Below are 13,143 nucleotides of genomic sequence, written 5' to 3' on the forward strand. Positions count from 1 at the left end.
CGCGGAGGGGATCACGACCATGACTGCCACCAGGGCCGACGAACCGGGATCCGGGAAAACGCCGAAGAAGGCCAAGCGCGACCGCACCCACTGGCTCTACATCCTGGTGATCGTCGCGGTCGTCGCCGGCATCGTCGTCGGGCTGCTCGCCCCCGAGACGGCGGCCTCGCTGGGCGTGCTCGGCGAACTGTTCGTCAAGCTGATCAAGATGATGATCGTCCCGGTCATCTTCTGCACTGTCGTGATCGGTATCGGCAAGGTCCGGGCCGCCGCCTCGGTGGGCAAGGTCGGCGGCCTGGCGATCACCTACTTCCTGATCATGTCGACGGTCGCGCTGGCCATCGGGTTGGTGGTCGGCAACCTGATCAGCCCCGGCACCGGACTCAACGTACCCCACGATCCCGGTAAGGGCGCAGAACTCGCCGGTGAGGCCGAATCATCCGGCGGCACAATGGACTTCATTTCCGACATCATCCCGTCCACGCTGTTCTCCGCCGTCACCGAGGGCAACGTGCTGCAGGCGCTGTTCGTCGCGCTGCTCGTCGGGTTCGCCATCCAGGGCATGGGCGCGGCCGGGGAGGGCCTGCTGCGCGGGGTCGAGGCACTGCAGAAGCTGGTGTTCCGGATTCTGATCGGGGTGCTGTGGCTGGCGCCGATCGGCGCGTTCGGCGCTATCGCCGAAGTCGTGGGCGACACCGGCTTCGACGCCGTGATCCAACTCGGCGTGCTCATGGCGGCGTTCTACCTCACCTGTGTGATCTTCATCTTCGGGGTGCTCGGCGCGCTGCTGTGGACGGTGGCCCGGGTCTCGATCTTCAAGCTGGTCCGCTACCTGGCCCGGGAATACCTGCTGATCGTCGCGACGTCGTCGTCGGAATCGGCGCTGCCGCGGCTGATCGCCAAGATGGAGCACGCCGGGGTGAAGCCCGCTACCGTCGGCATCGTGGTGCCGACGGGGTACTCGTTCAACCTCGACGGCACCGCGATCTACTTGACGATGGCCTCGCTGTTCATCGCCGACGCGCTCGGCGACCCGCTGTCGATTCCCGAACAGGTGGGCCTGCTGGCGTTCATGATCATCGCGTCCAAGGGCGCGGCGGGCGTCAGCGGCGCCGGCCTGGCCACCCTGGCCGCCGGGCTGCAGAGCCACCGGCCCGAACTGCTCGACGGCGTCGGCATCATCGTCGGCATCGACCGCTTCATGTCCGAGGCGCGCGCGCTCACCAACTTCTCCGGCAACGCCGTGGCCACCCTGCTCGTCGGATCGTGGACCGCAACGGTGGACAGCGAGCGACTCAACCAGGTGCTCGACGGTGACCGTCCGTTCGACGAGGCGACGATGCTCGACGACGACGAGTCCGACGAGGACCCGGGCGACGCACGCGACACCGTCCGGAAACCGAAGCGCGCCGGAACCTCTCCGACCGGGTAGGCCGGGCACTGCCCGGTCGTTCGCACTTGGACTGTCCGAGGATTCGGTCTTGCTCTCGAGCTGTTCCGTGGCTCACAGTTGCGTGCCTACTTTGGTGGCCGACACGTGCTGCATCGCCAGAGAGGACCAGCCATGAAGGTCGAAGACCTCCTCAAGCCCTTCCCCATCAAGGAGTTTCACCCGTTCCCCCGCGCCATGATGGGCCCTGGAGCCCACGAGATGGTCGGACCGGAAGCGCTCAAGATGGGCTTCAAGCGCGTCCTGCTGATGTCGTCGGGTCTGCGCGGCACCGACATCGTGCACAACATGGCGGAGTCGCTGAAGTGGCACGGCCTCGAGGTCGTCGTCTACGACCAGGTCGAGTCCAATCCCAAGGACTACAACGTCATGGACGCGGTGAAGCTCTACCAGGACAACGAATGCGACAGCTTCGTCTCCATCGGCGGCGGGTCCACCCACGACGCGTGTAAGGGCGCCCGGATCTCGATCGCGCACGACGGCCGAAACGTCAACGACTTCGAGGGCTTCAACAAGAGCGAGAACCCGAAGAACCCCCCGCACATCGCGATCTCGACCACCGCGGGCACCGGATCGGAGACGTCCTGGGCCTACGTCATCACCGACACCACCACCGACCCGGACAATCCGCACAAGTACGTCGCGTTCGACGACGCGTCGGTGGCCACCCTGGCCATCGACGACCCGGTGCTGTACTACGAGTGCCCGATGGACTACACCGCTCAGTGCGGATTCGATGTGCTCGCGCACGCCTCGGAGCCCTACGTCTCACGGCTGAACTTCGAACCGTCGCTGGGCAACGCGATCCGCGCGATCAAGCTGACCGCCGAGAACCTGCGCGAAGCCACCTGGAACGGAACCGATCTCAAGGGCCGCGAAGGAATGATGTACGCGCAGTACATCGCCGCGCAGGCGTTCAACTCCGGCGGGCTGGGGATCATCCACTCGATCTCGCACGCGGTCAGCGCGTTCTACGACACCCACCACGGGCTCAACAATGCGATCGCCCTGCCCAGGGTGTGGGCGTTCAACATGCCGGTGGCCTACAAGCGGTTCGCCGACATCGCGGCGGCGATGGGTGTGGACACCTACGGCATGACCGATGTGCAGGCCGCCGACGCGGCGCTGGCCGCGGCGATCCGGTTGCTGCGCGACGTGAACATCATCGAGAAGTTCACCGACGTCAAGCAGGACAGCTACTCGAAGAACCGGCTGGGCCTGGGCCCGACCAAGTACTACGAGAACTCCCCGGTGATCAAAGGCGACAAGGCCGACGTGGACCGCATCACCAACCACGTCCTCGGCGACGCATGCACCCCGGGGAACGCCAAGGAGTGCACGTTCGACACCGTGCGCCCGGTGGTCGAGCACTGCATGAACGGCGATCTCGACGAACTGCTGCCCTGACATGTTTCACTCAGTGGAGAGCGTGCGCGAGGCGCTCGCCGGTGAAGGCTACATCGCCGACGAGCGCCTGGCCACCACGGTGTTTCTGCAGACCCGGCTCGACAAGCCCCTGCTGATCGAGGGCCCGGCCGGGGTCGGCAAGACCGAGCTGGCCAAGGTGCTGGCGGCGGCGACCGGGCGCCGGCTGCTGCGGTTGCAGTGCTACGAGGGCCAGGACGAGACCAAGGCGCTCTATGAGTGGGACTACGGCAAACAGTTGCTCTACACCCAGATTCTGCGCGAGAAAATCGGCCAGATCGTCTCGGATGCAGCCGATCTGGGTGAGGCCGTCGACCGGATCGGCGCTCAGGAGAGCGTGTTCTTCTCCGACCGGTTCCTGGCGCCGCGTCCGCTGCTGGAGGCGGTGCGCTCACCCGAGCCGGTGGTGCTGTTGGTCGATGAGATCGACCGAGCGGACGAGGCGCTGGAAGCGGTACTGCTGGAACTGCTTGGTGAATACCAGGTTTCGGTACCGGAGATCGGCACCTTCCGTGCCGTGCACGCCCCGTACGTGATCCTGACGTCGAACAACACCCGTGATCTGGCGGCGGCGTTGAAGCGCCGGTGCCTGCACCTGTTCCTGGACTACCCGGCCGCCGAACGCGAGCTGGAGATCGTGCGGTCCAAGAACACCGGGCTCACCGATGCGCTGGCCGCGCAGCTCGTCGACATCGTCCGCGGGCTCCGCGAGCTGGAACTGCGGAAGGCGCCCAGTATCTCCGAGACCATCGACTGGGCCCGTACGCTGGCCGTGCTCGGCGTCGACGAACTCGACGCCCGGGTACTGTCGGACACGGTGTCGGTGGTGGTCAAGTACGACAAGGACGTCCGCAAGGCGCTGGACGCGCTGCCCCGGCTGGTGGATCCGAACGCCAAAGTGCCTGCTTCTCTGGGGCATTCACACGATGGCGGCCACCCTCATGGCCACAGCCACGATCACGACCATGCTCACGAGCATCACCATGGCGATGATGGACGTGCGGTGCGCGCCGCGAAGGACAAGCCCGGCCGGTTCACCGACGGGTATTACGGCACGCCGAAGAAGGAGTCGACGACGGCGGCGCTGGGCCGGCGGCGGGCGCTGTAGCCGATGGAGGCGACCCTGCACCGGTTCGTCAGGCTGCTGCGCCTGGGCGGGGTGCGCGTCTCGATACCCGAGGCGCTGGACGCGATGCGGTGCGCGGGGCAGCCCGGGGTGTTGTCGTCCCGGGCCGTGTTGCGCACCGCACTGCGCGTCGCCCTGGTCAAGGACCAGCGCGACGAACCGATCTTCGACGAGATCTTCGACGCGTTCTTCTCCCTGGTCCGCGTCGGCGGCGAGCAGAACGGCCACGGGCACTCCCACGCCCACGACGACCTCGTCGACACCGGTGAGCTGGAGTCCTTCACGCTGTCCGAGGAGCCCAGCCAGACACCCGAACCCGGCCACGAGCACGGCAAGCCGGCCAGCATCCGCGACTACTTCAAACAGGAGGACCTGGCGCAGCGCTACAACCTGCACCAGGAAGCCAACAAGATCGATCTGGCCGCGCTGACCGACGAGATCGCGTTCTCCAAGGACAGCCGCAACGGCACCGACGACTCCTACCGGATCCAGCTCGCCACCGACCGCCTCGGTGGGGCGGGTGCGGCCGGGGATCTGGCGACCGCCGCGGGCACACCCGGCGCCGCCGAGCTGACCATCGCCGAACAGGAGGCGCTGCTGGGCTGGCTGGACGACGAAAGCGGTTACGGCGGTGACGACGATTTGGCGGCCGCGGCCGAGCTGCGCAGGCGGCTGGCGGGGGTGCTGGAAAACCTGCCGCAGGCCCTCAAACGGCATCTGGAGGCGCTGCTGGCGCTGGAGACCAAGATCGTCGAAAGCCGGGAACGACGGGAGACACACGTCGACCGGATCGGGGAGCGGGAGCGGGCCGAGCTCGAAGACTCGCTGCGCCGGCTCGCCCGCACGCTGCACGGGGCGCTGACCCACCGGCGCCGCGCGTCCGCCGCGGGCCGCGTCGATCCCGGGCAGACGATGCGGCGCAACATGCGCTTCGACGGCGTCCCGTTCGTGCCGGTCACCGTGCGGCGGGCCGAGGACCGGCCGCGGCTGGTGGTGCTCGCCGATGTGAGCCTGTCGGTGCGGGCCACCTCGCGGTTCACGCTGAACCTGGTGCATGGGCTGCAGGACCTGTTCACCCAGGTGCGCTCGTTCGTGTTCGTCGCCGACGTCGCCGAGACCACCGAGCTGTTCCGCGACCACCCCGGTGAGAAGGCGTTGGGTCTGATCTTCGGCGGGGACGTCATCGACCTGGCAGCAAACTCCGACTACGGCGCCGTGTTCGGAGAATTCCTCGCCGAACACTCGTCGGCGGTCACCCGGCGCACCACGGTACTGGTGCTCGGCGACGGCCGCACCAACGCCAAGGACCCCAACCTGGCCGCGTTCGAGGAGATCACCCGCCGCGCCCGCGAGACCGTGTGGCTGACCCCCGAGCCGCGGTACTCGTGGGGGTTGGGCAGCTGCGATCTTCCCGCGTACGCGGAGTTCTGCGACCGTGTCCGGGTCGTGCGCGACCTGACGGGGCTGGAAAGCGCGGCGCACGACTTCGCCGCCGAAGCGGTCGGGCGGTAACGCCGTGAACCGCCGGGGTCGTACGCTGGACCGCATGGGAGCGCGGTATCCCACCCTGACCCCGGAACTCGACCGCCGCTGTGCGGCGACGACGCCCCGGCTGCTGAAGTTCCACGCCCCCGAGATCGTGTTCGGGGTCGGCTCGATGGTCGAGGCGGCGCACGCCGCGGTGCGCCTCGGCGCTCAGCGGCCCATGCTCGTCACCGACCCCGGCCTCATCGAGGCCGGCTGGTCCGGAGAGATGGTCACCCACCTCGCCGACATGGGCGTCCACGGTGCGCTCTGGAGCGACCTGACGCCCAACCCGAAGGACCACGAGGTCGCTGCGGGCTACCAGAAGTACGCCGAGCACGGCTGCGACGTCATCGTGGCGGTGGGCGGGGGATCGGTGATCGACGCGGCCAAAGGGGTGGCGATCCTGGCCGCCAACGGCGGCGACATCCTCGACTACGAGGGCGTCGACAAGGCGCAGATGCCGATCCCGCCGATGGTGGTGGTGCCGTCGACGTCGGGTACCGGCGCCGACGTGTCCCAGTTCTGCATCGTCACCGACACCACCCGCAACACCAAGATCACGATTCTGGGCCGCGCGCTGGTACCCGACATCACCGTCATCGACCCGCGGCTGCTGACCACGATGCCCGAATGGCTCAACGCCGCGACCGGTCTGGACGCGCTGACCCACGGCATCGAGGCGTTCGTGTCGCTGGGGCACAACCAGCTCACCGACCACCATGCGCTGCGGGCGGTCCAGATGGTGACCGACAACCTGGTGCACACCATCGAACGGCCCAAGGAGATGCCGGCGCGCGTGCTGATGGCCCAGGCCGCGCTGGAGGCCGGGCTGGCGTTCACCAACGCGATCCTCGGCGCCGCGCACGCGATGAGCCACCAGGTCGGCGGGCTGCTCGACCTGCCGCACGGCGTCATCAACGGTGTGCTGCTGCCGCACGTCATCCGCTTCAACGCCGAAGCCGACCCCGAGCCTTACAAGGTGATCGCCACCTGCCTGGGAGTGTCCGATCCTGGCGCCCCGGCCGCTGAGGCGGCTCTGGAGCTGGCCGACCGGATCGACCGGCTGGCCCGCGACGTCGGGGTGCCGCGCGGCCTGGCCGAACTCGGGGTGGGCGAGCAGGATCTGCCTCGGCTGGCCAAGACCGCGCTGCAGGACGCGTGCATGAGCACGAATCCGCGCCCCGCCGACGAGACGCAGATGCACGCCCTGTTCCGGGCGGCACTGTGAAGCGGACATCGTGACCGCCGCCGACCCCAGACCACCGGACCTGGCCCGGCTCACCGGCCTGCGTTCGGGAAAGGGGCGCTTCTATCCCGAATTCCGGGTCACCGCACAGCGATTGGACCGTGTGCTGGCCGCGCTCGACACGATCTCGCGTGCGCTGGTGCAGACCATCGAAGGGCCGGAGAACCTGGTGCGCGCGGTGGCCGAGGCCGCGCGGGCTCATTTGGACGCGGACTGGGTGCTGCTGGCGTTGGCTGACGGCGCCCTGCCCGAAGCCAGTGTGCGCCACCTGATCCTGGATTCCGGCGCAGCGGCCTACGCGTTCGAGGGACTGTCCGGAGCCAGGGATCCCGGCCCGTCGCTGCCCGACGCGGTGCTCAACCGGCTCAACGACATTCTGCGGGGACAGCTCGCGCAGTTCCGGCTGCCGGTGATCGAGAGCCGGCACGCCCACGTCCCGATCGAACTCGACGGCGAGGTGATCGGTGCGTTCGCCGCGTGGACGCCGCCGCGCCGCACCCTCGACGCCACCGACGGCATGGTGATGCGCATCCTGGCCGGGCAGACCGCGGTGGCGTTGCAGAATTCGGCGCTGTTCTCCAAGTCGGTGACGCTGCTGGCGCAGTCGGAGGCCCGCAACGCCGAGCTGCTGGCCACTCAACGCGAACTCGGTGCGGCCCAACGGCATCAGGTTCTCAACTCCGAGCGGCACCGGATCGCCCGCGAACTGCACGACAGCGTCGCGCAGACGGTGCTGTCGGCCGGAATGCAGATCGAGGTGTGCCGCAGCGAGATCGACGCCTCGGGCCGGGGCCGTGAGCTGGTCGACCGGCTCGATCTGGCCAAGGATCTGACCCGCTCGGCCACCGAGCAGCTGCGGTCGGCGATCTACGCGCTCAACCAGCCCGGGGACGCCTACCGGTCCAGCCTCACCGAGATGCTCGGACAGCTGGCGACCGTGCACATGCCCGAGGATCTGCGGGTGACCTTGCGGGTGGAGGGGGGCGTGGCCGAACTGCCGGGCGACATCGAACACGCGCTGCTGCGCATCGCCGGTGAGGCACTGTTCAACACCGCCATGCACGGCAACGCGACCCGCGCGATCGTGCGATTGTCCTATCGTGACGACGCGGTCAGCCTGTCCATCGCCGACGACGGGACCGGGGACCCGGCGAAACTGCGGTTGATGCTGCGGATGGCCGAAGCCACCGACGTCGACGGCCGGCACCGCGGACTGGCCAACATGCGGGCCCGGGCCCGCGAACACGGCGGCACCTTCGACGTGTACCGCTCCCGCATCGGCGGGGTCCGGGTGGTGGCCCGTATCCCGCGTGTGTCAGAAAGCGTGACCTCATGAAACCCATCCGGCTCGTTCTCGTCGACGACCACGCGATCCTGCGGCAGGGCCTGCGCTCGGTTCTCGAGCGCGCCGACGACCTCATCGTGGTCGGCGAGGCGGCCTCGGAGAGCGAGGCCGAGGCCGTCGTCGGTGCCACCGCGCCGGATGTGGTGCTGCTGGATCTGAAGCTCTCGGCCGGCTCGGAGTTCGAGGGACTCACCTTGTGCGCCAAGCTCTCCGCGGCCTACCCGACGCTGGGGCTGCTGGTCCTGACGACGTTCCTGGACGAGGACCTGGTGGTGCGCGCGGTGCACGCCGGAGCCCGCGGCTACGTGGTCAAGGACGTCGACACCACCGAGCTGGTCCGGGCGATCAGGGCGATCTCGGCCGGCGACAGCGCGTTCGACTCACGCAGCGCGGCTGCGGTGGTGCGGTCGTTGTCGGGCCGCGCGGAGCCGCGCGCACAGCTCACCGATCGCGAGGTCGAGGTGCTGCGGCTGCTTGCAGCGGGCTTGTCGAACAACAAGATCGGCGAGAAGCTGTACATCTCGGCGACCACGGCCAAATTTCACGTCAGCAACATCATGCGCAAGCTGGAGGTGAGCCGGCGGGCCGAGGCCGTCTACGCCGCCAGCAAGCGGGGGCTGATCTAGCGCCTCCGGCGGGCGATCACAGGTCGAGAACCAGCCAGCCGCCATGGAATTCGTGGGCCTCGGCGCGCAGCCCGGGGTGACGCCGCGCCAGCTCGACGGCCATCTTCCGCAGGCGCTCGATGTCGAAGCGCTGCACGTGTCCATAGCATTCGCGTGGCCGGTCCTCGAAGGGCACCGCGATGATCACCCGGCGCCGCGCCAGTCGCACCGCTTCGTCGACGATGGAGGCCACCATGTGGTCCGGCAGGTGTTCGATCAGATGCAGCGCTGTCACGGTGTCGGCGCTGCCGTCGGGCAGCCCTACGTCGGCGGCATCGCAGGCCATCGTCGTGAGCGGGCGGTGCAACCGCGAGCTGACCTGCTTCAGTAACCGCATCGCATTCTCGTTGAGATCGGTTGCCAGCACGTCCATTCCGTGCTGCGCCATCCGCAGCGGGAAGAATCCGAAGCACGCCCCGAGGTCGATGAGGCAACCGCCCCGGACGAGGTCCGCGGCGTGGGAGTGGATCGGCGCGAACGCCGTCGAACCGGTCTCCAGTTTGGCCAGCGAGTTGCGGTAGAAGCGCAGCCACGCCGGCAAGCCGCCGTCGACAGTGGAGCGCACCACCCCGGTGAACACCAACTCGAACTCCGACTGTCCCCGCAGCGCACCGCTGTCGACGAGTTGATCGGCCAGCAGCACGGCGAGCTCGTCGGACAGTTCGGCGGGGCGCAGGTCATGATCAACCGTGAGGAGCCTGCCGTGGCGCGCGGCGCAGAACCGCGGCGTGCAGACTGTGCCGGGGTCGAGGTGCCGACGATGCGGCCCACACCGCCGACGGACACGGACGCCGTGGCCGCTCCACATCCCGCGTGGCGACGGGGCAAGCGGGTTCATCGTGGTGGAGTCCATGTCCGCCAACGCTATTGACCGACAGGGCGCCGGCGCGCGCCCCGAAAGGGCGCAATGCGGCACCCGTCCGGATGGGTAGGTGCCTACCCATCCGGTGAGTTCCCGTGCGCAGCGAGATGCCATAGCGTCGACGGCGGAAAAGCAGAGGAGACGCCCATGGCCGCCACCGGTTGGTTCGAGACCGTCGCCGAGGCGCAGCGACGCGCGCAGAAGCGGTTGCCGGCCAGTGTCTACAGTGCGCTGGTCGCCGGCTCGGAAAAGGGCGTCACCGTCGGAGATAATCTGTCGGCGTTCAGCGAACTCGGCTTCGCTCCGCATGTCGCCGGGCTGTCGGGCAAGCGGGATCAAGCCACCACCGTGATGGGACAGGACATTTCGCTCCCGGTGCTCATCTCACCGACCGGGGTGCAGGCCGTCCATCCCGACGGTGAGGTCGCGGTGGCGCGCGCCGCCGCGGCCCGCGGCACCGCGATCGGTCTGTCCTCGTTCGCCAGCAAGCCGATCGAAGAGGTCGCCGCGGCCAATCCGCAGACATTCTTCCAGATGTACTGGACCGGTAGCCGGGACAAGCTGGTCGGCCGGATGGAGCGGGCGCGCCGAGCCGGCGCCGTCGGCCTGATCATCACCACCGACTGGTCCTTCTCCAACGGCCGGGACTGGGGCAGTCCGGCCATACCGGAGAAGATGGACCTCAAGGCGATGCTGCGCTTCGCGCCCGAGGCGGTGCGGCGGCCGCGGTGGCTCCTCGACTTCGCCAGGTCCGGACGCGTGCCGGACCTCACCGCCCCGAACCTGGCCGACGGCGGCACCGCCCCGACGTTCTTCGGCGCATACGGCGAATGGATGCAGACGCCGCTGCCCACCTGGGAGGACATCGCCTGGCTGCGGGAGCAGTGGGGCGGCCCGTTCATGCTGAAGGGGGTCATGCGCGTCGACGACGCCCGGCGCGCCGTCGATGCCGGCGTCACCGCGATCTCGGTGTCCAATCACGGCGGCAACAACCTCGACGGCACCCCGGCTCCGGTCCGTGCCCTACCGGCCATCGCCACCGCTGTCGGTGACCAGATCGAGATTGTGCTCGACGGTGGGATCCGGCGCGGCAGTGACGTCGTCAAGGCCGTCGCGCTCGGCGCCCGCGCCGTGATGATCGGCCGCGCATACCTGTGGGGCCTGGCAACGGGAGGGCAGGCCGGCGTCGAGAATGTCCTCGACATCCTGCGTGGCGGAATCGACTCGGCGCTGCTGGGTCTCGGGCTGTCCTCGATCCATGAGCTGACCCCGGCCGACCTTGTGATCCCGGACGGCTTCCGCCGGGACCTGGGTGTCTAGCCGTCTTTGTGGGCCGACAGCACGAACGCCTGCATCCGCAGCCGACCGTGCTCGTCGAGCATATCCAGCGGCGGGGGCGGCATGCCGGGAAGTTTCGGCACGTTCGTGTGGATCAGCGATGGCCGGATGTCGTCGATGACCCAGTACCGGGAAACCGCCTCGCGCAGTTCGAGTTCGGTGACCTCGTTGGGGCCACCTTCCATCTCCGCCGGGAACGCGCCCTTGGCGAAGACCAGCACGAAGAAGCCCGCCCCGGGTGCGGCGGCCCGGTGCACCGACTGCAGGTAGGCGTCGCGGGACTCGACCGGCAGAGAGTGAAACAGTGTGCTGTCCACCACCGTGGCGAACCGGCCGTCGAATCCGCTCAGCGCGGTGATGTCGGCGGCGACGAACGACGCCCGTTCCGACAACCCACGCTCGGCGGCCGCCGCGGTGGCCGCGGCGACCGCCGTCGGGCTGATGTCGATCCCGGTCACCGTGTAGCCGTCGGCGGCCAGTGCCAGGGACAGTTCCGCGTGGCCGCAACCGGCGTCGAGCACCTCGCTGCGAAACTTGCCGTCGCGCCACAGCGCGGCCAGCTCGGGCTGCGGTTCGCCGATGTTCCACGGCGGCTCACCGTCGAAGTCGGCTTCGCCCCGGTATACGCCGTCCCAGTCCATGACGTCGGCCATGTCCGCCAACCTACCCTCGCCGCGTCAGGCCGGCAGATCCCAGGTGTGCACCGGTTCGTTGGTGTGCATGCGCTCGCAGTACAACCGCAGCATCTCGGCCAGCGCGTCCGGGCGGCTCATGCCCCGGTCCTGCAGCGCGGTGACGGTACTGGATTGCCATGCCGCCCCGTTGCGTCCGGTCTTGGCGCGGCCCTCGATCACACCGAGGTAGCGGTCGCGCACGTCGGCGGCGACCTCCCACCGGCGCAGTCCTTCGTCGGCCATCGGCAGCAGCTGCCGCAGGATCAACTCGTCCGGGGTCACCTCTCCGACCCCGGGCCAGTACAGCCGAGCGTCCATCCCCTGGTGGGCGGCGGCGACGAAATTCGCCTCTGCGGCAGCGAAACTCACCTTCGTCCACAGCGGACGGTCCTCCTCGGACAACGTCCGCAGCGCCCCGTAGTAGAAGGCCGCGTTGGCCATCATGTCGAGCACCGTCGGTCCCGCGGGCAGCACCCTGTTCTCCACCCGCAGGTGCGGGCGCCCGTTCACGATGTCGTAGACGGGCCGGTTCCACCGGTAGATCGTGCCGTTGTGCAGGCGCAGCTCCGACAGCTTCGGCGTGCGGCCGGCGGCCAGTTCGGCGACCGGGTCCTCGTCGGAGAGTTCGGGCAGCAGCGACGGGAAGTAGCGCACGTTCTCCTCGAACAGGTCGAAGATCGACGTGATCCAGCGTTCCCCGAACCAGACGCGAGGTCGCACCCCCTGGGTCTTGAGTTCGTCGGGGCGGGTGTCGGTGGCCTGGGTGAACAGCTCGATGCGGGTCTCTGCCCACAGGTGGTGGCCGAAGAAGAACGGCGAGTTCGCGCCCAGCGCGAGCTGGGGGCCGGCCAGCACCTGCGCGGCGTTCCAGTTGGCGGCGAAGTCGGCGGGCGACACCTGCAGGTGCAATTGCATGCTGGTGCAGGCGGATTCCGGGGCGATGGTGGCGGTCTGCAGGCTCAGCCGCTCCGGGCCGGCGATGTCGATCATGATGTCTTCGCCGCGCGCGGTGAAGATCGAGTCGTTGAGCGCCTGGTAGCGGGTGGACTCGCTCATCCAGCTTCCCGACAGATGCTCCGGCATCAGCGTCGGCAGGATGCCGATCATCACGATGTGCGAACCGTCGGTGTTGGCCTTGGATTCCGCGGCGTTCAGGCTGGCGCGCACGTCGGCTTCGAGGTCGAGGGCCGCGCGGCCCGGAAGCCGGCGCGGGGGCACGTTGAACTCGATGTTGTAGGCGCCCAGTTCAGTCTGATACGCGGGATCGGCGATCGCCTCGAGCACTTCGGAGTTGTTCATCGCGGGTTGATATGCGGAGTCGACCAGGTTGCATTCGATCTCCATACCCGTCAGCGGCTTCTCGAAGTCGAAGCTGGACTGAGCCAGCATCGTCTCGAAAACGTCGAGGCACAGCTGCACCTTGCGGCGGTACTCGCGGCGGTGCGCGCGACTGAACTCCGTCTGCTTCAGTTCCTCGCCCACGGA

The 13,143-nt window shown here is 68.5% G+C and carries 11 protein-coding genes; 8 read left to right on the forward strand and 3 right to left on the reverse strand.

Annotation, left to right across the window (positions count from 1 at the left end; genetic code table 11):
• Positions 1-19 precede the first annotated feature (19 nt).
• The 7 genes from ACXMYJ_RS01730 to ACXMYJ_RS01760 all read left to right on the forward strand — a co-directional run bounded on the left by ACXMYJ_RS01730 (position 20) and on the right by ACXMYJ_RS01760 (position 8,745).
• Positions 20-1,432 carry a cation:dicarboxylate symporter family transporter gene (locus ACXMYJ_RS01730; RefSeq protein WP_443187239.1) on the forward strand — a complete coding sequence of 471 codons (1,413 nt, stop codon included), beginning with the start codon at positions 20-22 and terminating at the stop codon, positions 1,430-1,432.
• 132 nt (positions 1,433-1,564) lie between these two features.
• The gene (mdo, locus tag ACXMYJ_RS01735) at positions 1,565-2,857 is read left to right on the forward strand and encodes an NDMA-dependent methanol dehydrogenase (protein ID WP_443187238.1); all 1,293 of its coding nucleotides are present in this window, start codon (positions 1,565-1,567) and stop codon (positions 2,855-2,857) included.
• A 1-nt stretch (position 2,858) separates the two neighbouring features.
• Positions 2,859-3,983, forward strand: a complete 1,125-nt coding sequence (locus ACXMYJ_RS01740; RefSeq protein ID WP_460353582.1) for an AAA family ATPase — start codon at positions 2,859-2,861, stop codon at positions 3,981-3,983.
• A 3-nt stretch (positions 3,984-3,986) separates the two neighbouring features.
• Entirely contained in the window at positions 3,987-5,513 is a 1,527-nt protein-coding gene (locus ACXMYJ_RS01745) for a VWA domain-containing protein (protein ID WP_443187236.1), read from the forward strand.
• Positions 5,514-5,547: 34 nt separating this feature from the next.
• Positions 5,548-6,756 carry an iron-containing alcohol dehydrogenase gene (locus ACXMYJ_RS01750; protein WP_443187235.1) on the forward strand — a complete coding sequence of 403 codons (1,209 nt, stop codon included), beginning with the start codon at positions 5,548-5,550 and terminating at the stop codon, positions 6,754-6,756.
• Positions 6,757-6,766: 10 nt separating this feature from the next.
• The gene (locus ACXMYJ_RS01755) at positions 6,767-8,110 is read left to right on the forward strand and encodes a MadS family sensor histidine kinase (protein ID WP_313901349.1); all 1,344 of its coding nucleotides are present in this window, start codon (positions 6,767-6,769) and stop codon (positions 8,108-8,110) included.
• A complete protein-coding gene (locus ACXMYJ_RS01760) occupies positions 8,107-8,745 on the forward strand; it encodes a MadR family response regulator transcription factor (protein ID WP_260755677.1) in 639 nt (212 codons plus the stop codon). Before ACXMYJ_RS01755 ends, ACXMYJ_RS01760 begins: the two co-directional genes overlap by 4 nt.
• Positions 8,746-8,761: 16 nt before the next feature.
• Here ACXMYJ_RS01760 and mftM read toward each other — a convergent pair whose 3' ends face one another.
• Complete coding sequence (mftM, locus tag ACXMYJ_RS01765; protein WP_260755676.1) at positions 8,762-9,637, reverse strand: mycofactocin oligosaccharide methyltransferase MftM; 876 nt, start codon at positions 9,635-9,637, stop codon at positions 8,762-8,764.
• Positions 9,638-9,793: 156 nt separating this feature from the next.
• On the opposite strand from mftM, the gene mftD reads away from it, so the two are divergent.
• Positions 9,794-10,966 carry a pre-mycofactocin synthase MftD gene (gene mftD, locus ACXMYJ_RS01770; RefSeq protein WP_260755675.1) on the forward strand — a complete coding sequence of 391 codons (1,173 nt, stop codon included), beginning with the start codon at positions 9,794-9,796 and terminating at the stop codon, positions 10,964-10,966.
• Here the strand turns inward: mftD and ACXMYJ_RS01775 are convergent.
• Entirely contained in the window at positions 10,963-11,637 is a 675-nt protein-coding gene (locus tag ACXMYJ_RS01775) for an SAM-dependent methyltransferase (RefSeq protein ID WP_313901348.1), read from the reverse strand. The two genes, mftD and ACXMYJ_RS01775, sit on opposite strands and share 4 nt — an antisense overlap.
• 24 nt (positions 11,638-11,661) lie before the next feature.
• Positions 11,662-13,140 carry a glutamate--cysteine ligase gene (locus ACXMYJ_RS01780; protein WP_260755673.1) on the reverse strand — a complete coding sequence of 493 codons (1,479 nt, stop codon included), beginning with the start codon at positions 13,138-13,140 and terminating at the stop codon, positions 11,662-11,664.
• Positions 13,141-13,143: the final 3 nt, after the last annotated feature.

It is taken from the genome of Mycobacterium sp. ZZG (genome assembly GCF_054786995.1).